The organism is Moorella sp. E306M (assembly GCF_006538385.1).
Taxonomy (GTDB): Bacteria; Bacillota; DSM-521; order Neomoorellales; family Neomoorellaceae; genus Neomoorella.
This window is the reverse complement of the sequence record NZ_BJKO01000001.1, coordinates 2,385,077-2,407,832: the sequence shown is the minus strand read 5'-3', so window position 1 is coordinate 2,407,832 and position 22,756 is coordinate 2,385,077. Positions and strand designations below refer to the sequence as shown.

Here is a 22,756-nt window from a genome sequence, read left to right as displayed (position 1 = left end):
TTTCCCCTCGAGTATTACGGATTAGCAAGATCAAGCTTCTTGAATCCACCGTAATCTTTCGCCATCTGTTCATATAAAGGTTTGCCCAAAAGGAACTGGTAAATCTCGTCGGCCTTTTGGGCCGGGTCGATATCTTTAAATTGTTCGGGGTAAATCACTTTCCCGGCGTAGTAGGCGTCGGCAATGGCAGTGCCTATGTTTGTGGTGTAGTAATTATAAGGAATCTGGCCGTAAACCTGACCTGTTTTGACCGCCTTCAGGGACTGGTAAAACTGCGGGTTTTTCTTGTAGTCTTCCCGCACCAGAGAGAAGCCCCCTTCATCGATAAAAATGATATCAGGGTCCCAGCTCAGGAGCTTTTCCTTGTCGATCATAACACTCCCCGTTTTACCCGTTTCGTCAACCACATTCCGGGCGTTAACAGCCGCAAAGGGCGGATATTTGGCCTGGGTGCTCTCGATGCCGTGTACTCCCTTCATGCCCAGAGCGCCTACATAAACTTTGGGTTTTTTGTCTTCAGGGATGTCCTTCGTCCTCGCATGCAAATCCTGCTGACATTTTTGCAGGTAATCAACTACTTCCCGGGCCCTTTCTTCACTACCGGTAATTTTCCCAATCAGCTTAAGGGACTTATAAACGTCCTCGTCAAAGGTGGCCAGCCTGCCGTAGCTCAACACCACCACCGGGATGTTCGTTTTGGCCTGCAGTTCATCCGCCCGAGACCTGTCTACCAGGTAGGCAACAAAAATTACGTCCGGCTTGACGCTGACCAGCTTTTCCGCGTCCGGGGTGGAATTGGGCCCTCCCTGGCCAATGGTGGGCAAATCCTTTAATTCGGGATGGGCTAAAATATACGGCCGGCCGGTGGGCTGCTGCTTTTCCAGGTTCTCCACGCCCACCACCTTATCCGCGCCGTTCACATAACAAACCAGCCGCAGGGCACCGGGGCCGATGGCCACCACCTTCTTTACCGGTACGGGAACTTCCACCTGCCGGCCGGCCAGGTCGGTGACAACGGTTTTCTGCGGCGTCGCCGTATCCTGCCCGGGTGCTTTAGCCCCGCACCCACCCAGGATAATGACGGTAATCAGCAGGGCAATGAGCATAGCCACTGCCTTCAATGCCTTTGTCCGCATTTATTTCTCCTCCCTTTTTTGGATTTACTGTATAAAAACTCGTTTCTCCGTAACCTCTTCCGCTGCAAGGCATCCCCTTTTCACCACACCTGTTGTGATGGCTAGTTACCTTCTAACATCCCTCTAATCCCGCCCTTCAGCCTGTCCACCTCCTCCCGCAGGGCGCCTGCGTCCAGAGGAACTCCCAGAAGATTCGCCCGGGCTACGGCCGGGAAATAAGGCAAGCCACAGGTCCATCCCAGCCCACTAATTCCGGGGGTAAGCTATCCAGAGCCATTTTTTCAGTAAAAAGCGCTACCTGCTCGCTTCCTTCACCTTTGAGCATGGCTACCAGCTTTTCCTTTACCGCCGTTTTGCCCCCCAGGTAGTCCATCAGAGTTTTTCCGGGTGGTTCGATCCCAAATATTGCACCCAGCCCGAGATTTGACTCGTCTGCATCTACCACCAGGACCTTTCCTTGTTCTCCCAGCCGCCGCGCCAGCAGGGTCACCAGTGTGCTCTTCCCGCTGCCGCCCCGGCCGCTAACAATCAATTTAGGCATCTTTAACCAAACCCCCTCAAATTTTTATTTTTTGAACCAACCAATACGTGCCCCCGAAATACTATCCACATCAGAAGAGTAGGGTTCTTTTAGAAAGTAACCCCACACTGCTGCTCGCCAACTCCCGGACAAAAGTAAGAGCCACGGAACCTCCCCTCCTCCATTTTCAAGGGGATTAGGCCTCCGTGGCCCATATACAGAGAAAAGCACCACTTGGATGCTCCTTCGTAAAGACTCAACACCTTCGTGGTGCTTATCATTCTTCCTTGCTTCCTTAATTTTGCTTCCCGGCGGCTCCGGCCGCTTTTCTACTCTTGATTATATTCGCTACCTAACCTTAATTTCCTTCTAACCAAAGTTCGATCTTCCTGAAAGATAGCTGCCGAACAAAAGGCCCGCTCCACCTATGTGTGGCTCATTAATTTGTCTGATGACCCGGACGTTACCGATGCTCTGCGCTTCTTCAGGGAAAGAGAGTCGTCCACTTCCAGCGCTTCGGCGAGACGTTAAACCTGATCCAAGAGTACCTGGAGCGTAAAAAATACTATTAAAGCTAAAGCCCCGGTAAGGGGCTTTTCTCTTTATCTCCCGCTTTCAATTGGATTGATTATTATTTTTATTGCGTCTTTAGTCGTGCTGTTGATCTAAGCAGGATTTTAGCGCCTTCTTGTCGTATAATACTATCATATCTTGCTAATAGTCTTAGGCGATGGAGTTCGCCTTAAATCTGCGGCAAGCAGTGATGACTCCTACCAAAAGGCGGGCTAATTTTATGCCCCGAAGGTAGGATTTTTTTGTTAGTTTTGCAACTCCATGTGGAGGTGATTAAGTTGCTCTACATATATATTGGTATTTTTGGCTTTTTGGGGGCCATAGCCAGGTTTGAACTTGGCCGCTCCATTGCTACCTTATGGCACTCATCCTTTCCTTTAGGGACCCTAATAATAAACATTTTGGGATGTTTCGCTATGGGCTTTATTCTTACCTATAGCTTAGAACGCTTTACCTTAAGTCCCGAATTAAGGTTAGGTATAACAACAGGCTTTATGGGCGCCTTTACGACTTTCTCCACCTTTAGTTGGGAGACGATAACCCTTTTAACTAGCGGTCATATTGCTTATGCCGCCATCTATATTCTGGTATCCACTTTGGGAGGTTTAATTGCTGCAAGGGCGGGAATAATCCTGGCTAGAATACCAATTTTATTGGCATTCAAAGTACAGCAAACCAGGGCAGAAAACAGGTAGGAGATAAGAATGCAGTATTTTTATGTAGGACTAGGCGGGCTTTTGGGTGCTATTACTCGATACGCTTTAGGACAGGCATTATCAGCAAGAAGCAGGGGTAATTTTCCTACAGGCACTCTAATAATTAACCTAACTGGCGCTTTTCTGTTAGGACTACTTTTAGGCACACCGGCATTTACCCACAGATTTGGTACCAGCTTGACTTTAGCGTTGACTACGGGGTTTTTAGGGGCCTATACTACCTTCTCTACCTTTTCCTATGAAGTTGTCCGGCTTCTGGAAGATGGGGAAGTTATAAACGCTTTAACCTATTTACTGGGCAGCATCATCTTAGGTCTTTTGTTCGCCCTGGCAGGGCGTGCTATCAATCTAATCTAATCTAATCCCTTAAATTTAAATTACACTTTACCCACCTCGACCCCATTATTCCCCACTTTCCCACCGCTTTTACTCCGGTTTTGCGTCTATTTTCATAATTAAATATGACTTAACCCTCCCAAACCGGTAACAGCCAAGCCAGGTATGCCAGTGTTGCTGGCAGCACTCAGGTGTCTAAATGCCAGGCCCCTGATCCTGCAAAGGTATCGTGATGCTAATGCAGGTGCCCTTACCTGGCGCGGTGTTAATCTTCATTTCGCCGTTTAAGAGCTGGACCCTCTCACGCATGCCTACGAGGCCGTAGCCATTACCATTTTTACCGCCCTGGACAGAGTTTAGATCAAATCCCTTACCCGTATCCCTGATTGAAACCGTAATCTTATCGGGCTGCATCTCCATCTTGACCACGGCGCTTTTGACCCGGGCATGTTTTTTAATGTTATTTACGGCCTCTTGAATAATGCGAAAAAGTGCTATCTCAATGGTGCTTTCTAAACGGCGCTCTTGTCCGAAGAAAAGAAACTCAATTTCCAACCCGTACTGTTCTTTATAGGAGGCAAAGTAACGCTTCAACGCCGGAGCAAGGCCCAAATCATCGAGAACCATGGGCCGGAGGTCAAAAATAATCATACGGACATCCTGCAAACTTAGCATGACTATATTCTGGAGGGCCAGCAATTCCTCTCGGACCTTTTCCGGGTCCCTGTCTAAAAGTTTCAGACAATATTCGGCCCGCATTATAATATTGGCCATGGTTTGGGCCGGACCGTCGTGAATTTCCCTGGCAACACGTTTGCGTTCTTCTTCCTGGGCCCGGATAATATCAAGGGCCATTTGTTGTGTTTGTTGCATTTCACCAATCTTCAAGCTCAAGTCATGGAGCCCGCCGTTCAAATAAGACAGAACCACTCCCACCTGCGAGATCAGCTTTTCTGCCTTCTGGATGGTCGCTTGTAAACGGCGCAAGCTCATTTCCAGATGATTGCGCCGGTATTGTAGCACTTTTTCTTTTTCCCTAAGTTTAATAAGTTCAATTTGCAAATTATAGGCTTTATCGTAGGCGGCTTTGATATCTTGCTCGGTATAGCGGTTAAAGTCTTTGCTTACTTCGGCCAAACGCAACCGGGCTCTTCTTTCCTCCCGCTCCAGCTTATCTACCTCCGCGATAACAGCATTTAACTCATTTTTGACGCCAGACAATTCACTACTAACCAGGTTCGCCTCAACCCGGGTATTTTCAGCGATTTCATAAATCTGTACCTGACTACGCTCAATGGCTTCAATAGTTTCTTTGACGATGCGATCGAGGGCATTGATGTCCAGCAACGGGTTCACCCCGCACCAAAGGATTCAGGTTTTATACTGCCATGCTAAAGCTTTGAGCCAACACCTTGCTGCTTACATTAGTATTGATTATATAATCTATGTTACCATAAGATGCAAGCTTGTGAACAAGATCCATTAAAAATCAAGACTTCCAAAATAAATATATTCGGCTTCAAGGAAAATTCAAGCAAACAAGTATTGATTGCCCGGCTACGGAATCACAGGGATACCTCATATCTTAAGACCTAATAACTTTAAAATTGACTCCGGCCTTTAAATGATCTAAAATGGCGATTGAAGAATTGAATTGCAGTTCATTGCTTGAAAATTGGGGGAAGGGTTTTTGGTTTACCGGCGGACGAAAAAGGTAGATCAAAAGATAGAGGCTCGCCTGCAGGCCATTATGCAGGCGGCAAGGGAAGAATTTGCCCGCAACGGGTTTTATGGTACTTCGGTTAAAGATATCGCTCGCCGGGCGGGGGTGGGCATCGGCACGATTTACTTGTACCTGCGCAATAAGGAAGCCCTTTTTACCGCCCTGGTCAACGAAGCTTATGAGATGGTCCTGGAACGTATTGCCCAGGCCCGCAAAAAAGCCACCGGTGGACGCCAAAAACTCCAGGTCTCTATGGAGGCAGCCCTGGCGGTCTTACAGGAGAACCATGACCTGGCCCGGGTAATGCTGGTCCAATCGCCGGCGGGCCACCCGGCGGTGGCAGAACAACTCTACGACTTGTTACGCCGTCTAACCAAGCTTGTAGAGGAAGACGTGCTGGAGGGTATCCAGAGGAAGGAGCTACCACCCCAGGATGCCCATGTTGCAGCTTTAGCTTTTGTAGGTACCTTTTACCAGGTGGTCATTAGCTGGCTGAAAGATGGTATTCCGGCTGATTTAACGGCGGCGGGGAAAGAGCTGGTAGCCTATAACTTGCGCGGTCTGGGTTATCGCCTGGAAGGAGACTTGGAGAATGATTGAAGAAAGGGTGCAGGCGGATATTGGCTTTATCGGTGGCTCGGGCACCTTTAGCCTGGATTTTCCCGAAGCATTAAAGGATCCTGGAACAGAGGTACTGGCCCGGGATATGGTTTTTACCACCCCCTGGGGTCCCAGTGCACCTCTAACTCTTTTTACAACCGGCGACCCGCCGCGGCGCGTGCTGGCGGCCAAAATGCATGGGAGGATTCCCGGCGTCTCCTGGGGCGAGAGTTCGCAGCGCCTGTTCCATGCCTTTATGCAGGCTAAAGTCCGGAAGATCATTGCTGAGGGCGGGGTGGGAAGCGTAAATCACCTCCTGGATCCCCGGGATATTGTAGTGGTTACAGATTATATTGATTTTTCCATGCGCCGGGATGTGGGGCTCCAGGAGGGCTTCCTGTCAATAATGCGCCAGCCTATTTGCCCTTCTCTGCACAAGACTTTGGTAGAAACGGCTAGAGAGACCCCTCTGGGGCGGATCTTTGACCGCGGCGTTTACCTGGTGACAGATGGGCGCCACTTTGAGAGCGTAGCCGAAGTAAACATGTTTCGCCAGTGGGGGGCGGATGTCGTAGGCCAAACCCTCTGCCCCGAGGTCTACCTGGCGAGGGAAATGGGGGCCTGTTACGCCGGCATCTACCTGGTAGTAAATTACGGGGAAGGTGTGGTGAAACCCTGGGAACACAGGGAGTTAAGGGAGATCTTTTTTGATGATGCTCCGGCTTTCGGCCGCATTATCCTGAAGGCCCTGGGACGAGTGACTTTTGATGAGGACTGTGGTTGCGCTACGCTGCGTAAACCCACCCTTTTGCGCCCGGAGAATATTGGTAAGTATTATAAACCCCGCATAGAAGGGAGTTGACAGGTCTTGTCAGCCTATATTGACCAAATACGTTCGGAACTCTCCCGGGGAGAATTGGCGGCCATAGCTGCCAAGGTGTATGCCGGGGAAAGGCTGAGCCGGGAAGACGGTATTCGCCTGTTCGAGAGCCAGGACCTCCTGGGCATCGGGTTCCTCGCCGACCTGGCTCGACGGCGGGTGTGCGGGGATGACGTTTACTTTATTAATAATGCCCACATTAATCATACTAATGTTTGTCAAAATCTCTGTGATTTATGTGCTTTTGGTAAGGAGGCAGGTAGTCCGGAGGCTTACACCCTTACCCTGGCTGAAGTCGAGGCCAAGGCCAGGGCGGCGGCTGCCGCAGGGGTCACCGAGATTCACATTGTCGGAGGTTTGAATCCGGAACTGCCTTATGAATACTACCTGGACCTGATCCGTACGGTGCGCCGGGTAGCGCCCCGGGCCTGCATCCAGGCCTTTGATGCCGTAGAAATTGACTTTATAGCGACCCAGGCCGGCCGGCCTGTAGCCGACGTGCTCCGGGAACTCCGGCAGGCGGGCCTGGATTCCCTTCCCGGTGGCGGGGCCGAGATCTTTGCCCCGGAGGTACGCCGGCGCCTTTGTGCCAGAAAGATTGACGGCCAGCGCTGGCTCCTGATCCACGAAACCGCCCACCGCCTGGGTATACCCACCAACGCTACCATGCTCTACGGCCACCTGGAGACAGCGGCCGACCGGGTGGACCACCTCCTGGCCCTCCGGAAACTCCAAGACCGGACGGGGGGCTTTTTGGCCTTTATACCCCTGGCCTTTCACCCGGCCAACACGGCCTTCAGCAACCTGCCGGGAACCACCGGGGTGGAGGATCTAAAGATGCTGGCCATCAGCCGCCTGCTCCTGGACAACTTTCGTCACATCAAGGCCTTCTGGATCATGATGGGACCGAAATTAGCCCAGGTGGCCTTGCATTTCGGGGTCAACGACCTGGATGGTACCGTACGGGAAGAACGTATTTTTCATGACGCGGGGGCCGCTACGCCCCAATACCAGCCTGCCGAAAGCTTTTTGCGCAGCATCCGGGCCGCCGGTAGGATACCGGTGGAACGGGACACTTTATACCGGGAAATCAGGCGCTATGCCTGAAAGGAGGATGGACATGGAATGGCCACGACTGGGCCGGGTGAGTTACCTGAATTGCCTCCCGCTTTTTTACGCTCTGGAGACAGGACAGGTAAAAGTACCGGCCAAAATAATTGCTGACCACCCGGCGGTTTTAAATAAGGCCTTCCGGCAAGGGGAACTGGAGGTCACGGCCGTCTCTTCCCTGGCTTACGGGCAGTTTGCGGAAGAAGCCCTGGTTCTACCGGGATTATCTATCTCCTGCTACGGCAAGGTTGGCAGCGTGGTCCTGGTGAGCCGGGTACCGGCAAAGGAACTCGGGGGCCGACCCCTTTCCCTTACACCTTATTCGGCCACCAGCGTGGTTTTATTGCGTATCCTCCTCCAACGGCTTTATCGCGTTGCGCCCGCCCTTTTTATCCGCCCGGCCGGCAGCCCCCCGGATTGGGGCCAGCCGGAAGCCTTGCTTGCCATCGGGGATGAGGCCCTGCAGATTGTCCGGGCAGGTCGCTACTCCTTTGTTTATGACCTGGGGGAAGAGTGGCGCCAATTAACCGGCAAGCCTATGGTCTTTGCCCTCTGGGTGGCCAGGAAAGATTTTGCGGCTGCCCACCCGGAAAAGCTGGCCGGAATCTGGCGGTCCTTACAGAAGGCCAAGGCCTGGGGAAAAAGGCACCCGGGGACCCTGGCGGCAGTAGGGGCCCAGATGCTGAGGGTGGAACCGGAATTCATCGAGGATTATTTTACCCTGTTAAACTATGACCTGGATTGGCCGCACCTGGAAGGCCTTTTAACCTTCTACCGCCTGGCCCATGCTGAGGGCTTACTACTACATCCGGTAGCGCTGGAAATCTGGGGAGGAGAAGATGAAGGAAATTATCGCCTGCAAAGTGCTTGACGGTGAGCGTTTGAATTTTCACGAAGCGGAGCACCTTTATCAAGAGGCCGGCTTGCTGGAACTTGGCTACCTGGCCAACCGGGTTCGCCAGAAGCTGCACCCCGAGGGGACGGTCACCTTTGTCGTGGACCGGAACATCAACTATACCAATATCTGCGTCAATGCTTGCCGTTTCTGCGCCTTCTATCGCCCGCCCGGTCACCCGGAAGGTTACGTCCTCAGTCGGGAGGAAATCGGCCGTAAAATAGAGGCGACCCTGGCTGCAGGTGGGACTCAGATCCTGATGCAGGGGGGCCTGCATCCCGATCTAGACCTGGCCTGGTTTGAGGACCTCTTTTCGTGGATTAAATCCCGCTATCCGGTCACCCTTCATTCCCTATCCCCCGTAGAAATCGATGACCTGGCCCGGAAGGAAGGGCTGCCGGTGGCAGAGGTTTTGCAGCGGCTGAAGAGAGCGGGTCTCGATTCCTTGCCTGGCGGAGGGGCAGAGATCCTGGTCGACAGTGTTCGTAACCGGGTCAGCCCTAACAAGACCTCCACGGCCCGCTGGCTGGAGGTGATGCGTACCGCCCATGCCCTGGGGATGAAATCAACAGCCACCATGGTTTTCGGATTGGGAGAAACAATGGCTGAGCGGATCGCTCACCTGGAGGCTGTCCGGCAGCTCCAGGATGAAACGGGTGGCTTCACAGCCTTTATTCCCTGGAGTTTCCAACCAGGCAATACCGACCTGGGTGGTGAGGAGGTGGGCGCCTGCGAATACCTGCGGATACTCGCCCTTTCCCGGATTTACCTGGACAACTTCCCCAATATCCAGGTCTCCTGGGTAACTCAAGGAACCAAAGTGGCCCAGACGGCCCTCTTCTTTGGCGCCAACGATTTCGGTTCCACCATGCTGGAGGAAAACGTCGTCCGGGCGGCAGGGGCTTCCTTCCGCGCTGATCAGGAGGAGATCCTCCGCTGCATCCGGGCGGCCGGTTTCCGACCCGCCCAACGCGATAATGAGTATCACATTTTGCGCTACTACGAGGCAGGGTAGCAGCTGCTGCTTATTCCTGGGGGCCCATGACCAACCGGGCCAGCGGCTCAAAAAATTTGATGATTGCCTCCGAAGGAAAGAATATTTTATGTCCCAGGGACCAGGGAACCCCCAGGGCCAGCCCCATGAGGGAGAGGACGGCAAAAGCGAGTAGTTCCCGCCAGGCCCGGCGCCGGACCAGGGGCGGGACATCCAGGAGAAAAATAATGGTATATACAACCACTAAAATAAACAAGCCTGCCATTAAGGCACTCCTTACATAGCAAGTCTCAGAAGGGAGCCGGCTGCTTTAACTACTAGCGCGCCCCGGGCTGCCAGGGACGACCAGTCATACCAGTACGTCTCAATTTAGCTTCGACATTGATGGTAACAGGCAGCTTTTTAAATTCTTCGTTCCAGCGTCCCTGTAACTGGCGCCACAGTTCAGGTTGTTGGCGATGGAGGGCGCCGCCGAAGCCGAAAACATCAGTTCCCACCATCTTGGCCTGATTGAGGGCACTGCTGATTTCAGCCGTAATCTGAGCTGCCATGCGGCTTTCTAGCGATTTAATGGCCTCTTCCCTGGTAAATTCCAGGTTGCACTGCTGTTCCAGAAGCTCGCCCTCCACCCTGAGCTTGATCTTACCCTGGAGCTGGCTCCCTTGCATGTCGACGCTGACATCGGCGTGGGCTTCAGTTATATCTACGGCAACCTTGGTATTATTTCCCTGGCAACGTAACGCCAGTACGGCCCGCCGTACTTTATTGCGCACCCAGGCCCAGCCGCGGGCCTGATCTTTATCCAGCCACGCCACCAGTTTGTCGTGGTAAAAAAGGCCGGCGCCGTTGAGGCGCACCGTCCTTACCGTTTCCGGTTCCTCTACCCGTCCCTCTGTACCCCCGGTTCCCCGGGAACCACCGCCGCTTGATGTCGCAACAGTACCAATAAGGGGCGGGAACGGCTGGGGACTGAGCTCCAGTACCGGCAGGACAGTGGTTCCCGCTCCATTGGATAAATCAAAAAAAACGTCGTTAACATTAGGAATAAAACCGTAGCCACTGCTCTGCACCCACTTGCGGAGACCGCTTATTTCCTTGCCCAAGGTTGTTTCCATGTCCCCCTGCACTTTTATTAATATCTCCCGTGCCGCTCCCCGGGTAAGCATAATCAAGGTCGTGCGGCGTAATTCCGGGTTCCGGTCAATAAAATCGAGTAACTCTCTCAGGCCCTGGCGGGCCATTTCTTCTCCTACCAGTACCGCGTTAGTATGGGCAAGATAAACCCGGCGGGGAAGACCGGTGGTAATTTGCCGGCAGGCGGTTATAAGGGTTTCTCCCCTGCCACTGCGGAGGGTAGCCTGGCGATGAGGTAAAGTTCCCCCTCCTCCCCTTTCGCCCCCACCGGTGGTAAGCGGCCGGACGAATTCATAGGTTAAAAGACGCTGCTCTCCTGCCAGGTCTACCGCCATGCTGGACAGGAAGGCCAGTTCATTTATCTCCCGGCGATCCCAGCAGCCGCTCAAGAACAGGGCCGTCAAAAGGGCTACCAGGCCAAAGGTTACGTATAAAAAATATTTGCTTCCGGCTTTAAAAACCAATATACCACTTCCCGGTCGATCTCGCCCATCAACGCCATAAGGCCTCTCTGGCAGTTAATTTATCTCTTCCTCGCCAGCTTCCCCGTTTTTTTTCTTCTCCCTTTCCTGCCTGTAACGCTTTTCGCATTGCCTTCACCCAACTGCGTTTCCAGTTCATCCTGGGCATTTTTATCTCTAGCTGTAATAAAAGGGTGCAGGCCTGGTTTAATACGCCGCAAATCGCGCCAGCCGGTGAGTACAGGCCGCCAGAGCATGGCCCACCAGGGCACCCTCACCACCAGGTCTTTTTGCGCTTCCCAAATAAATGGTGCCAGGGGGCTGAGATAAGGCTCACCAAAACTCCTCAGGCTCACCAGGTGGATTAAAATGACCAGCAAGCCGGCAAAAATACCAAGCAGGCCCAGAAAACCGGCTAAAAGAATCATCGGCAGGCGAAGCATCCTCACGGCCTGGCTCAGGCCAAATGTAGGTATGGTGAACGAAGCGATGGCTGTAGCGGCAATAACAATAACCATTGCCGCCGACATCAGCCCCGCCCGGACGGCTGCTTCACCGATTACCAGGGCTCCTACGATGCTAATCGCCGGTCCGATGGCCCGGGGTAACCTTATGCCGGCTTCAATGAGAATTTCAAAGAGCACCTGCATGATTAAAGCTTCAACAACGGCCGGGTACGGCACCAGTTCACGCTGGGCAGCGATAGAAATTGCCAGGGGGGTAGGAATCATTTCCTGGTGGAAGGTAGTCAAAGCTACATAAAGGGACGGTAGGAGCAGGGCGATAAATATTCCTAAAAAGCGGAACAGGCGCACCCCTATACTTAAAGGCCAGCGCTCATAATAATCGTCCGGAGCATGCAACTGGGATACCAGGCTGCCCGGGAGGATCAGGGCAAAGGGTGTACCATCAGTCAAGACGGCTATCCTACCTTCTAATAAATCGGCAACCAGTTTATCCGGCCTTTCCGTGCGGTTAAGCTGGGGAAAAGGAGAATGGGGAGCGTCTTCAATGAGTTCCTCAATATAGCCGCTTTCCAGGATACCGTCAATATCAATACGCTGCAACCGGCGGCGGAGTTCTTCCAGAATTCCCTTTAATACCAGTCCTTCCAGGTAACAGATAACCACCTTGGTGTGGGTGCGCCGGCCCAGGTTCATAGCTTCAAAACGAAGCTCGGGCGCACGCAGCCGCCGCCTGATGAGAGAGATATTCGTTGCTAAATTTTCAGCAAATCCCTCGCGGGGGCCACGGATACTAACTTCATTGACAGGTTCTTCGACCGGCCTTTTTTCCCAACCTTCTATACTGAGCAGCAGGCACCGGCTATATCCTTCAACCATTAAAACTGCCTTACCGTCCAGCAAGCCGGTGATTATCTTTGACCACAGCCGCTCTTCTTGAAGATCGCCGATGGTTAACCTGGCGCGGATCAACCGGCTAAATTTGGCCTCGTCCCCCGATAGCGGTATTGCCTGCAAGGCTAACAGGGAACGCAGGATATCCCGCTGGACAACATCCCGGTCGATCAGGGTTTCCAGGTAAACCAGCGCCAGTTTTTTACCTGGCAGTTCTATCTCCCTGATGACCAGGTCCTCACTCTGGCCAAAGGTTTTTTTAAGGTAATTAATGTTAGCATCAAGCCTGGTAGTTATCGGCAGGGCGTGTTCGTTCGAAGTTTGCTTGCCCGGGGTGGCTTGGCGCCATAAACGGTGCCATATCCAGAGCAAAGCCAGCACCTTCTCTAGCCAAAATTGTGGAACTGGATGGAACTAGTATGAAACCCGGTATGGCTTTATATACCAAAAGCAGCTGTATATTTTCCCTTTTAGTGGAAATATTAGTTATGAAATACTGGCTGGTCACCAGGGGGAAGCAATCGTGGGTGAAAAAGGCAGGATATCTCTCTGGCAATTTTTTTTGCTGGTTACCGGGTACCTTATTGGTACCTCTACCCTGATCGTCCCTGTCGGGCCGGCCAAACAGGACGCCTGGATATCTTATCTTCTAGCGGGAACCCTGGGCCTGGGTGCGGCCTATTGCTATACTGCCCTCGGCCGGCGCTTCCCGCGAGAATCACCGGTGCAATATGCCTCCCGGGTTTTGGGGCGATGGCTGGGAACCTGCTTGAATATTATTTTTCTCTGGTACGCCCTGCACCTGGCAGCCCTGGTTTTGCGTAACGTTGTTGATTTATACAAGCTGATCGTTTTGCCCCAAACGCCAATGGAAATCGTTGCCGGGGTTTTTGCCGGCCTGGCCGCCTACGCCGTTCGGCTGGGGATAGAAGTCCCGGCCCGGATGGGTGAACTCTTACTTCCTCTTGTAATTGTTGCCATCTTAGTTCTTACTGCCCTGGCTGAAGCTGTCCCGGGACTGGCTCACTGGGAAGCCCTCCTCCCGGTTATGGAAAGGGGGCCGCTACCTGTTCTGCGCGGGGTCTACCCGGCCTTTGTCTTTCCCTTTGGCGAGACCGTTTTCTTTTTGGTTCTTTTACCTTTTTTAACCGAACCCAAAAAAAGCTTTGCTCCCTTCGCCCGGGCCGTAATCATAGCGTCATTGCTCACCACGCTGGTACTGGTACGTAACATCATCGTCCTGGGCGCTTCCGAAACGGCGCGCATTAATTTCCCCAGCCTTATAGCCATCCAGATGATTAATATTGGCGACTTTCTGCAACGCCTGGAACCGGTCATCATTTTCGTCTGGAGCTTTACCATTTTATTAAAACTGACTGTTGTCTACTATACCTTTACCCTGGGCACGGCCCAGCTTTTAGGCCTGCAAGATTACCGCCCTCTGGTGTTGCCGGCAGGCCTTCTGCTAACCTTTTTAACCATGAGCCTCTATGAAAATTTTTCCCAAATGTTAATCTTTGCCGGTCGCGCCTTCCCGTTTTATTTCCTTCCTGCTTACCTGATCTACCCGGCCTCGCTGCTCCTGGTAGCTAAAATACGCAATATTAAAGGGTAAGACTACTGCCAGCAAGTACATAATTCCCTGCTTGTAACGGCACAATATTGCGGGGGTGATTAAAATGAGCCACAAAAAGGATAATGACCGGCTGCGGACGGAAAGACAGCTCGACAAATTGAAGTGGGAAACGGCCAAAGAATTGGGTCTGGATGATGACCTGGCCAACCCGGGGGATGAGTTGACCACCGGGGAAGCCGGTAAAATCGGCGGCAATATGGTGCGCAAACTGGTGAAGGCGGGGGAAAAGGCCCTGGCGGAAGAAGGCGAGCGTAAAGCCCGTTTAAACCTGCAGGATGAGCTGTAGCCGGTCATAAACCGGCTTATTTTTTTGGTTTTGTAGCCGCGGTCAGCTAAGCTGTACCATGGCCTTTTAGTCCGGGCAAAAAACTGTGTCTCCCGGCATAAAGTTTAGCAGGCAAGAAACTTCCGGGAGGGAGAGCCATGTTGACGGAAAGTATGGAAGATTACCTGGAGATGATCTACAGGCTAATCCAGGAAAAAGGTTATGTCCGGGCAGTCGACCTGGCTGAAGCCCTGAACGTCCAGCCCTCATCCGTTACCAGGATGATTCAGAAGCTCCATGAAGAGGGTTTTATCCAGTACGCAAAGTACCGGCATATTGCCCTCACCGATAAAGGGAAACGGCTGGGGTATTTTCTCGTCTGGCGCGATGCCGTGCTCAAAGAGTTTTTAACCCTCCTCAACGCCCGGGTAGGGGTGGAAGAACAGGTAGAAGGCATCGAGCATTACATCACGCCGCCTACCATGTGCCTGTTTCGCAACCTGGTCCAGTACTTTCGCACCCATCCCGAATGCCTGGAAGAGGTCCATGCCATGAGTCGGCTCAACAAGTATCCGGAAGGAGAAAAACTGGAGGACCTCAGGGCCTGGCTGTTCCGCCACAGCAGCGACTAAGTCCTACTTTCATCCCGCTTTTCCTGGAGGTACTCTTCATGGTGCCGGCAGGAGGTCATCCTGCCGCGACAATATCCAGCAGGCCTGCCAGCAGCTTTACCAGGAAGCAGGCAGCCAGGCCCAGGGCCGTCGGGATTACAGCCGCCAGGAGGGGCCATTTCAGGCTTTTCGTTTCTTTATAAATGGTCAGCAGGGTGGTCCCACAGGGCCAGTGCATAAGGGAAAACAGCATGACATTAAGGGCGGTAATCCAGGTCCATCCGTGTCGCACCAGGATTTCTCCCAGCGCGGCCAGGCTATTCACCTCTGTGAGCATACCTGTCGAGAGGTAACTCATCAACAGGATGGGGATGACGATCTCATTAGCCGGCAGGCCCAGGATGAAGGCCAGCAGGATGTAGCCATCCAGGCCAACCACCTTGCCTAAGGGCTGCAGCCAGCCGGCCATGTGGTCGATAATACTGAAAGCGCCCAGGTGGACATTGGCCAGGACCCAGGTAAAGGCTCCGGCCGGGGCGGCCACCAGGACAGCCCTGACCAGCACATAGAGGGTCCGGTCCAGGACGGAGCGGATGATTACCCGTAACACCTGGGGCGGCCGGTAGGGGGGCAATTCCAGGGTAAAGGATGAGGGTACACCTTTCAGGAGGGTCCGGGAGAGCAACCAGGAAGTAAAAAACATCAGTACAATACCCAGCAAGATAATCCCGACCACGGTGAGAGTTGCTGCCGCTACCCCGGCCGCCGTGGTGAGCAAACCGCCCATAAAGATGCCGGCCAGGGTAATTAGCGTGGGAAAACGGCCGTTACAGGGGGAAAAATTGTTGGTCAGGATGGCCAGTAGCCGTTCCCGGGGGGAATCGATGATGCGGCAGCCCACGACGCCGGCGGCATTGCAGCCGAAGCCCATGCACATGGTTAAAGCCTGCTTGCCATGAGCGCCGGCCTTTTTAAAGAAATTGTCCAGGTTGAAAGCAATGCGCGGCAGGTAACCCAGGTCCTCCAGGAGGGTAAACAGGGGGAAAAAGATGGCCATGGGCGGCAGCATGACGGCAACTACCCAGGCCAGGGTGCGGTACATGCCCAGGACCACGATGCCATGTAACCAGGCAGGGGCATCCAGCCGGTGAAATAAGCTGGTAAGTATATCTTGAAAAGCAAATAGTAAGCTGGCCAGCAGCGCGGAGGGGTAATTGGCCCCCTTAAGGGTCAGCCAGAAGACAACGGCCAGTAAAGCTAGCATGATGGGATATCCCCAGAGCCTGGAGGTTAAAATGGCATCCAGCCGCCAGTCAAGTTCCCGCCGCGGCGCAGGTGCCTCCTTGACGGCCCGGGAAGCAATGGCTTCCGCCCGGGCGTAAAGGGCCGCCACAATCCGGTCGCGGTAAGAATCCTCCAGGTCACCGGCCAGGCGCCGGGCCTCAACAAGTACCGGGTCGGTTTTCTGACCAGCCATTATACCAGCACCTCTTTTACCTGTAACTTTATCCCGGGCTCAGATAAGTCGACGCCTAAAAACTGTTGTATTCCCTGTAACAGAGTTGCGTCGCCTTCCAGCAGGCGCAGGGCCACCCACCGGGCATTAAGCCGGCCCCTTAAAAGCGGCTGCAATTGCTTTGCCAGCCGGCCGGCGGCCGCTTCAATATCGGCGTCATAAATTATGGGTGCGGGGCCCGGGCAGAGGGCGCCTGTTGCCACAGCAGCAATCGTATCTTTTAAATGAGCCAGCCCCTCCCCCCTTCTTGCCGCCGTTGGTACCACCGGCACTCCTAATTCCCTGGCCAGGAGGGGGACATCAATAGCTATCCTTTTTCGCCGTGCTTCATCCATTAGATTCAAGCAAACCACCACGGCGTTTGTCGTTTCTGTTACCTGGAGGACCAGGTTGAGGTTGCGTTCCAGGCAGGTGGCATCGACGACTACCACCGTGACATCGGGCCTGCCGAAGCAGATAAAATCCCGGGCCACCTGTTCCTCGACGGAATTGGCCAGTAAGGAGTACGTACCCGGGAGGTCTACCAGGGTAAAGGTATGGCCCTGGTGGGTAAATTTGCCCCGGGCCTGCAAAACAGTCTTACCGGGCCAGTTGCCGGTGTGCTGTTTTAAGCCGGTCAGGGCATTGAAAACCGTGCTTTTGCCGGCATTGGGATTCCCGGCCAGGGCTACCAGGTAGCCGCCGGTGCTGGCCGGGAGAAAGTTTTCCCGTAAAGTACGAAAGCCTGTTGCCTGGTTTGTTAGCCCCATTCCGGCCACCCTCCTGCCTTACACTTGCTGCACCAGGACCTCCCGGCCTTCTTCCCGCCGCAGGGCAATGGTCGCCCCGCGGATAAAAAAGGCCGTAGGGTCACCACTGGGACTGCGGCGTAAGGCCACCACCCTTGTGCCCGGTACCAGCCCGAGATCCAGGAGGCGGCGCCGGGCCAGGCCCCGGGCCTGTAAGGAAACTACTTCGCCGGAACTGCCCGGCCTGAGGTTGCTGAGGCTAGTGATCGTACTCATTGGCACTCCCCTCTTCATAGCCTGATAACTGATCGCCCGGCTTCCTTAACCCACATTTTTGCTTGCCACGCAATCCCTTGCCGGCCGGCAACTTTCTGATATCAGGCTATGCCGCCCGCCGGGCCAGTGTTACCCCTGCCTTTTAAACCGGGAAAGTAAAATTTTGGCTTAGAAAAAGTGTAGCTACACCATGGTGGTATAAATTCATGGTATAAATTTAAAAGGTCCTGAGTTCAACTCAGGACCCGCTTTCCTCTCTTTCCCGCAAATCGCCTGCTTCATATTTCTCAATTGCCTCTATTACCCGGATGCGACCGCGGTCTTTGAGCACCTTTACCTTTTTTTCCAGCCTGACGCCTGCTGCCTCAAGAAGGGCTAAAGCGTGCACGCTTATTTCCGGCTCCAGCTCCAGAGCCAGGCCGCACAAGGAACTCAGCTCCCGGGGCATTGGTATGAGCCGCCCTTGAAGTCCGGCACCCTGGACGGTCTTTTCCGCCTTTAGGGCATAATGGGTGGAAGGAAAGGTCAGCAATACCAGCTCGTCAGGCATCCCGCAGCACCCCTACCAGTTCCCGCACGGCAGCCAGGGTGGTCTCGATTTCGGCCGAGGTATTAAAGTACCCCGGGCTCAGCCGCAAGGTACCTGTCGCTAGGGTACCGGTGGTCTGGTGGGCCAGGGGGGCGCAGTGGAGACCTGAACGAGTTGCAATTTCATAATGATCCGCCAGCCAGGCGCTGGCCTCCCCTGCCGAGATACCCCGGATATTGATTGATATCACCGGTACCCGCCTTTCCGGCTCCGCAGGGCCGTAGACAGTCACTTCCGGGATTTGCTGCAAGCCCTCTAAAAGCTGGCCTGTCAGCTCCCGGGTATGCCGGCGGATCTTCTCTAACCCGGTTTCCTGGATAAATCTTACCCCCGCCCCCAGGGCGGCAATGGCCGGGGCATTGATAGTGCCGCTTTCAAATTTGTCGGGCATTATTTCTGGCTGGGTAAACAACTCCGAGCTGCTTCCCGTACCACCATAGATGAGCGGCCTGATAGTATCCGGGTAGCGGATATAAAGACCGCCGGTACCGGGAGGACCCATTAATCCCTTATGGCCGGTAAAGGCCAGCAGGGTAATCCCGGCCGTTTCTACATCTACGGAAATTTCCCCGGCCGTCTGGGCCGTATCTACCAGGTACTGGAGGTGGTGGCGGCGGGCGATCTCTCCCACTTCATGAATAGGCATAATGGTGCCAGTAACATTGGAAGCATGGGTGAGGCAGATCAGCCTGGTACGCGACTGGATTGCTTTTTCCACCGCCAGGGGGTCCAGGGTGCCGTCGGCGGCACAGTTAACGATGGTAAATTCCACTCCCTTGTTTTTCAGGGCGTATAAGGGCCGAACCACGGCATTATGTTCCATGCTGCTGATAATGACATGGTCCCCGGATTCCAGCAGTCCTTGGAGGGCCAGGTTCAGGGCTGCGGTAGCATTGACCGTGAAGACTATCTGTTCCGGCTCCCGGATGCCGAAAAGAGCTGCCAGCAATTCTCGCGTTTCCAGCACTACCCGGCCGGCGTCCAGGGCCCCTTTATTGCCCCCGCGGTTAACGCTGCCGCTCAACTGTCGTAACCTGGCATCAGCCGTCTGGTAGACGACTTCCGGTTTGGGCCAGGAGGTGGCGGCATTATTCAGGTAAATCATGCGCTAATCCCTGACGCTCCCTATCCCGGCTGGAAGAGCCGGGTTATTTTCCGGCAGGACTCTCCTGCTGTCATATAATATTCTTTTTTTAACCGCGATACCCTGTATACGTGGTATAACTTTTTGTTATAAGTCTTTCCTCCCCGGTAAGAAAGTTACTTCCAGCTTGCGGCGATAGCGCTGCAGTATTTTCACGAAGCTGGAGCCAAAAAGCAGATAAAAGGTAGCGTTGCCTGCGGCATGAAAGGTATCAAGCCAGAAACTGGCAGCATAAGTGGCCACCAAGGATTGCCAGGTCAGGGGATGAATAAAGCCCGTCCAGGTCCACAGGTTCATTATCCAGCCAAAAAGGTATCCCCACAGAAAGCTAAATACCGTCATAACCTTTTTGCCCGCCCGGGGGAAGATAATCCCCATCACCCCTGCCGAGGTGCCGGCCAGCCCCCAGGCAAACATCTGCCAGGGCGTCCACGGGCCCTGGCCCAGGAAAAAGTTGGATACCAGAGCCGCTGTGGAACCGACCATAAACCCGGCCCGCGGTCCGAAGACAAAGCCAGAAATGATTACCATAAAGGTGGCCGGCTGGATATTGGGCAAAGCAGCAAAAGGAACCCGGCCAACGGCGGCAATAGTACCCAGCATGGCGATTACGGCTACCTCCCGGGAAGAAACCCGTCCCTGTTCAAACCCCCAGTACAGCAAAACCAGAGCCATAATAATTATTACCGAAGCCAGCAAACCCCACCCCTGGCCCAAAAGAAGGGCGTTTATCTTGATACTGGCCAGCAACAAGCCCAGGATAAACACCAGGGCAAGGGGCAACAGCATTCTACGCCAGAAAGCCACAGGTAATAACCTCCCAAAACGCCAGCCGGGTCGTATAAGGCGGCACAGGCAGCCTGGAAAAAATCGCAAAGAACATCCCATGCAATGGGAAAGCCGTACTCGCTAACCGGCCCGCCGGTACGGGCCGGGCGGCGGTCCCTCCGGATCCCTCACCTTACTTCTGGAACTGCCTGCCTGGCAGGCCATACGGGTTCCAGCCTGTCCAGGGCATCTTGCAGGGTCAGGACACCGTCAACATAGCCGCGGCACATTTTACCAATCTGGGTGGAATAAAAAACCGACTGGCCCAGGACCTGGTGTTTAGATCCATCGGCTACGATCCGGCCGGCAAACAGCAGCAGCACCCGCGTGGCGTAGGCGGCGGCAAATTCTACATCGTGGGTCACCAATACCACACTTACTCCCTCCCTGCTTAAGCCCGTCAACATTCCTCCCAGCTCGTCTTTCAAACGATAATCCATCCCCCGGGTAGGTTCGTCCAGTACCAGAAGCCGGGGCCGGGTCACCAGTATCGAGGCCAGGGCTACCCGCTGGCGCTCGCCGCTGCTTAAATCGCGGGGGTTTACCCGCCGGTAGCGCTGTAAGCCGAGCTTCTTCAGGAGTTCGTCAACCACACCGTCATCGGTTAGACCGAAATTTTTTAAGGTGAATAGTAATTCCTCTTCCACGGTATCCTGGAAGAGATAATCATTGGGATTCTGGGAAAGGTAGGCAATCCTGCCGTCCCCGGGCCGGCACTCGTTACTCAGGTCGCGGCCCATTACCAGCACCCGGCCCCGTCCCGGTTTTAACAAGCCGGCCATGGTCTTCAGGAGGGTGGATTTACCGGCGCCGTTATTACCCAGGATAGCCACCAGCTCACCGCCGGCAATTTGCAAACTGATGTCCTGCAGGGCTTCTTTACCGTTGGGATAGGTAAACCATACCCTGCTCATGGTCAAAACCGGTTCTCCCGGATTTTCATTTACTACCGGCCTTAAAGGAGGAAACTTCCGGTAGTTAAAGTTGGACCGCAGTAACCGGCGTCCTTCCTTGACGGTAACGGGAACAGAGGGGAAACCTAGCCGGGCAAAAAAACGAGCCACGGGAGGAATAAAAGGAATTTCCCTTGCTACCGCCCAGCGGGCCAGTTGTTCCGGTGTACCCTCATATTTGACCTGGCCGTCTTCCATGAGCACTACCCGATCAGCAAGGTGGAAACACCTTTCCAGCCGCTGCTCGATTAAAATTATGGTCAGGCCCATCTCCTCATTTAACCGTTTAATGAGATTAAAAAATTCCTCGGCCGCTACTGGATCCAGCTGGGAGGTAGGCTCGTCTAAAACCAGCGCTCTTGGCTGCATGGCCAGGACGGCAGCCAGAGCCAGCTTTTGCTTCTGCCCGCCGGAAAGGTGCGCGGTAAATTCCTGTCTTACCTCTGCCAGATCCAGAAAGCTCAGGACTTCGGCTACCCGCCGGGACATTTCTGCCTGGGGCAAGCCCAGGTTTTCCAGGCCGAAAGCGATCTCGGCCTCGACACTGGTCATAACCAGCTGCTTTTCCGGATCCTGGAAGACTATCCCTACTTCCCGGGCCAGTTTTCGCCGGTCCATCTGGCCCATGTCCCGCCCTTGAAAATAAACCTTGCCCCCAAACCTGCCGCCGTAAAAGTCCGGGATCAGTCCGGCCAGCGCCCGCGCTAAAGAAGACTTGCCCGATCCCGAACCGCCGGTTATAAGCAAAAACTCCCCTTCCTCGATACTTAAATCAATGCCTTTTAAGGCCGGTTTTTCCCTATCCGGGTAATAATAGGTCAAATTTTCACATTGAAATAAGGGCAACGCTGCCACCCCCAGCTCAATACCATCGGAACGGATAAAGAAAGAATGATAATGATTAAAATAATTATGGTCATAGGGCCTTTAATCAAGTAGTCCAACTGCGGGTAAAAAATGAAGGTGCTGAATCCTTTGGCCTGACCATAAACGGCCGTTGCTAAAGCCAAGAGGGCCCCTCCAAGGCAAAGGCTGTCCCGCGGCCGCCAGGTATCCCGCCGGTAACAGGAGCGCCGGCCGCTGCCAAAGGCCCGCGCCTGCATAGCCTCGGCTATTTCCAGGGAATCTTCTAGGGAAGAGAGGAGCAGGATATTCATCAGAGCAGCATATCTGTGCAGCCTTTCTTTTAACGTTCCAGTATGAAAATCAACGCCCCTTATCATTTGCACTTCCTGGATGTTTGCCATTTGCCTGACCATGGTCGGAAACAATCTGGTAGCCAGGGACAGCACCAGAGCCGATCTGGAGGCAAAGCGTGCCAGCAAACTTAAAACTTTATCCGGGTGAACTATAAGATTATAGAGGCAAAAGATGCTGATGATGGCTAAAAGCCGCACGCTCATAGCCGCTCCGTAACAAATGGCTTCCAACGAGACGGTTAAGCGGCCGAAAACCGGCAGGCGCGGTCCCCACCAGATTATCGTCTTCCCGGCATGGGTCAACAGGGCGTTGACAATAATCACCGGCAACAGCAAGCCCAGGCTGAGCCGCAAATAAATTTCCCAGACCGCAAGACCCCGGGCAGCGCTAATGGCCAGGACAACGACCAGTAATAACCCCAGCAGGTAAAGGGGGTTGGTGAACACCAGGGCCAGCACAAATAAAATGCCCAAGTAAGTCAGGGCTGCCGCCGGATGCAGGCTCTGTAAAAAGAGACCTTTGTCCTGGTAAAAAAATTGATTGAACATCTTCAGTGAAGCCCTCCAAAATGTGC

Annotated in this window: 24 protein-coding genes, 1 pseudogene and 1 riboswitch; of the genes and pseudogenes, 11 read left to right on the top strand and 14 right to left on the bottom strand. The window is 53.8% G+C overall.

The window, feature by feature from the left end; genetic code table 11:
• Positions 1-14 precede the first annotated feature (14 nt).
• Together FLZ89_RS12385 and FLZ89_RS12380 are read right to left on the bottom strand one after the other, a co-directional pair.
• A complete protein-coding gene (locus FLZ89_RS12385) occupies positions 15-1,136 on the bottom strand; it encodes an iron ABC transporter substrate-binding protein (RefSeq protein WP_172613602.1) in 1,122 nt (373 codons plus the stop codon).
• A 202-nt stretch (positions 1,137-1,338) separates the two neighbouring features.
• Entirely contained in the window at positions 1,339-1,677 is a 339-nt protein-coding gene (locus FLZ89_RS12380; protein ID WP_141305071.1) for a zeta toxin family protein, read from the bottom strand.
• Between the two features lie 375 nt (positions 1,678-2,052).
• Between FLZ89_RS12380 and FLZ89_RS16590 the strand changes: the two are divergent.
• From FLZ89_RS16590 to crcB (FLZ89_RS12365), 3 genes and pseudogenes are all read left to right on the top strand, one after another.
• A pseudogene (locus FLZ89_RS16590) lies at positions 2,053-2,228 on the top strand (manganese catalase family protein); the annotation flags it as partial.
• Between the two features lie 145 nt (positions 2,229-2,373).
• Positions 2,374-2,436, top strand: a riboswitch (Fluoride riboswitch).
• A 56-nt stretch (positions 2,437-2,492) separates the two neighbouring features.
• Positions 2,493-2,924 (top strand): fluoride efflux transporter CrcB, encoded by a 432-nt coding sequence (gene crcB / locus FLZ89_RS16585; RefSeq protein WP_373995622.1) that lies wholly within the window; start codon positions 2,493-2,495, stop codon positions 2,922-2,924.
• 9 nt (positions 2,925-2,933) lie between these two features.
• On the top strand, positions 2,934-3,302 hold the full coding sequence (gene crcB / locus FLZ89_RS12365) for a fluoride efflux transporter CrcB (RefSeq protein WP_141264873.1): 369 nt from the start codon (positions 2,934-2,936) through the stop codon (positions 3,300-3,302).
• Positions 3,303-3,476: 174 nt separating this feature from the next.
• On the opposite strand, the gene FLZ89_RS12360 is transcribed toward crcB (FLZ89_RS12365), so the two are convergent.
• The gene (locus tag FLZ89_RS12360; RefSeq protein WP_253256482.1) at positions 3,477-4,637 is read right to left on the bottom strand and encodes a sensor histidine kinase; all 1,161 of its coding nucleotides are present in this window, start codon (positions 4,635-4,637) and stop codon (positions 3,477-3,479) included.
• A 334-nt stretch (positions 4,638-4,971) separates the two neighbouring features.
• On the opposite strand from FLZ89_RS12360, the gene FLZ89_RS12355 reads away from it, so the two are divergent.
• The 5 genes from FLZ89_RS12355 to mqnC are packed head-to-tail and all read left to right on the top strand — an operon-like array spanning position 4,972 to position 9,504.
• Complete coding sequence (locus FLZ89_RS12355) at positions 4,972-5,604, top strand: TetR/AcrR family transcriptional regulator (RefSeq protein WP_141305070.1); 633 nt, start codon at positions 4,972-4,974, stop codon at positions 5,602-5,604.
• Positions 5,597-6,466, top strand: a complete 870-nt coding sequence (locus FLZ89_RS12350) for an MTAP family purine nucleoside phosphorylase (protein ID WP_141264876.1) — start codon at positions 5,597-5,599, stop codon at positions 6,464-6,466. The genes FLZ89_RS12355 and FLZ89_RS12350 overlap by 8 nt, the downstream gene beginning before the upstream one ends.
• Positions 6,467-6,472: 6 nt before the next feature.
• Positions 6,473-7,591, top strand: a complete 1,119-nt coding sequence (mqnE, locus tag FLZ89_RS12345) for an aminofutalosine synthase MqnE (RefSeq protein ID WP_141305069.1) — start codon at positions 6,473-6,475, stop codon at positions 7,589-7,591.
• A gap of 13 nt (positions 7,592-7,604) precedes the next feature.
• Entirely contained in the window at positions 7,605-8,465 is an 861-nt protein-coding gene (locus tag FLZ89_RS12340) for a menaquinone biosynthetic enzyme MqnA/MqnD family protein (protein WP_141305068.1), read from the top strand.
• Positions 8,434-9,504, top strand: a complete 1,071-nt coding sequence (mqnC, locus tag FLZ89_RS12335; RefSeq protein WP_141305067.1) for a cyclic dehypoxanthinyl futalosine synthase — start codon at positions 8,434-8,436, stop codon at positions 9,502-9,504. The genes FLZ89_RS12340 and mqnC overlap by 32 nt, the downstream gene beginning before the upstream one ends.
• A 10-nt stretch (positions 9,505-9,514) precedes the next feature.
• On the opposite strand, the gene FLZ89_RS12330 is transcribed toward mqnC, so the two are convergent.
• Genes FLZ89_RS12330 through FLZ89_RS12320 form a run of 3 tightly spaced genes read right to left on the bottom strand, consistent with a single transcriptional unit; the run spans position 9,515 to position 12,808 of the window.
• Positions 9,515-9,748, bottom strand: coding sequence for a hypothetical protein (locus tag FLZ89_RS12330; protein ID WP_141264880.1), 234 nt, complete (start codon positions 9,746-9,748; stop codon positions 9,515-9,517).
• 52 nt (positions 9,749-9,800) lie between these two features.
• Complete coding sequence (locus FLZ89_RS12325; protein ID WP_172613601.1) at positions 9,801-11,081, bottom strand: Ger(x)C family spore germination protein; 1,281 nt, start codon at positions 11,079-11,081, stop codon at positions 9,801-9,803.
• A gap of 59 nt (positions 11,082-11,140) precedes the next feature.
• Positions 11,141-12,808, bottom strand: coding sequence for a spore germination protein (locus FLZ89_RS12320; RefSeq protein WP_141305066.1), 1,668 nt, complete (start codon positions 12,806-12,808; stop codon positions 11,141-11,143).
• 151 nt (positions 12,809-12,959) lie between these two features.
• On the opposite strand from FLZ89_RS12320, the gene FLZ89_RS12315 reads away from it, so the two are divergent.
• From FLZ89_RS12315 to mntR, 3 genes are all read left to right on the top strand, one after another.
• Positions 12,960-14,051: a GerAB/ArcD/ProY family transporter gene (locus tag FLZ89_RS12315; RefSeq protein ID WP_141264882.1), complete on the top strand. Its 1,092-nt coding sequence runs from the start codon at positions 12,960-12,962 to the stop codon at positions 14,049-14,051.
• A 64-nt stretch (positions 14,052-14,115) separates the two neighbouring features.
• Positions 14,116-14,358, top strand: a complete 243-nt coding sequence (locus FLZ89_RS12310; RefSeq protein WP_141264883.1) for an alpha/beta-type small acid-soluble spore protein — start codon at positions 14,116-14,118, stop codon at positions 14,356-14,358.
• 137 nt (positions 14,359-14,495) lie between these two features.
• Positions 14,496-14,969, top strand: coding sequence for a transcriptional regulator MntR (gene mntR / locus FLZ89_RS12305; protein ID WP_141264884.1), 474 nt, complete (start codon positions 14,496-14,498; stop codon positions 14,967-14,969).
• A 55-nt stretch (positions 14,970-15,024) separates the two neighbouring features.
• Here mntR and FLZ89_RS15750 read toward each other — a convergent pair whose 3' ends face one another.
• The 8 genes from FLZ89_RS15750 to FLZ89_RS12270 all read right to left on the bottom strand — a co-directional run bounded on the left by FLZ89_RS15750 (position 15,025) and on the right by FLZ89_RS12270 (position 22,730).
• Complete coding sequence (locus FLZ89_RS15750; protein ID WP_172613600.1) at positions 15,025-16,425, bottom strand: nucleoside recognition domain-containing protein; 1,401 nt, start codon at positions 16,423-16,425, stop codon at positions 15,025-15,027.
• A complete protein-coding gene (locus FLZ89_RS15745) occupies positions 16,425-17,213 on the bottom strand; it encodes a FeoB small GTPase domain-containing protein (protein WP_172613599.1) in 789 nt (262 codons plus the stop codon). Before FLZ89_RS15745 ends, FLZ89_RS15750 begins: the two co-directional genes overlap by 1 nt.
• Before the next feature lie 18 nt (positions 17,214-17,231).
• Positions 17,232-17,468 carry a FeoA family protein gene (locus tag FLZ89_RS12295; RefSeq protein WP_172613598.1) on the bottom strand — a complete coding sequence of 79 codons (237 nt, stop codon included), beginning with the start codon at positions 17,466-17,468 and terminating at the stop codon, positions 17,232-17,234.
• Between the two features lie 238 nt (positions 17,469-17,706).
• The gene (locus FLZ89_RS12290; RefSeq protein WP_141264886.1) at positions 17,707-18,018 is read right to left on the bottom strand and encodes a DUF3343 domain-containing protein; all 312 of its coding nucleotides are present in this window, start codon (positions 18,016-18,018) and stop codon (positions 17,707-17,709) included.
• Complete coding sequence (locus tag FLZ89_RS12285) at positions 18,011-19,162, bottom strand: aminotransferase class V-fold PLP-dependent enzyme (protein WP_141264887.1); 1,152 nt, start codon at positions 19,160-19,162, stop codon at positions 18,011-18,013. Before FLZ89_RS12285 ends, FLZ89_RS12290 begins: the two co-directional genes overlap by 8 nt.
• A gap of 126 nt (positions 19,163-19,288) precedes the next feature.
• Entirely contained in the window at positions 19,289-19,990 is a 702-nt protein-coding gene (locus tag FLZ89_RS12280) for an ECF transporter S component (RefSeq protein WP_172613725.1), read from the bottom strand.
• A gap of 167 nt (positions 19,991-20,157) precedes the next feature.
• Positions 20,158-21,828 (bottom strand): ABC transporter ATP-binding protein, encoded by a 1,671-nt coding sequence (locus FLZ89_RS12275; protein ID WP_141264889.1) that lies wholly within the window; start codon positions 21,826-21,828, stop codon positions 20,158-20,160.
• The gene (locus FLZ89_RS12270) at positions 21,801-22,730 is read right to left on the bottom strand and encodes an energy-coupling factor transporter transmembrane component T (RefSeq protein WP_141264890.1); all 930 of its coding nucleotides are present in this window, start codon (positions 22,728-22,730) and stop codon (positions 21,801-21,803) included. The genes FLZ89_RS12275 and FLZ89_RS12270 overlap by 28 nt, the downstream gene beginning before the upstream one ends.
• Positions 22,731-22,756: the final 26 nt, after the last annotated feature.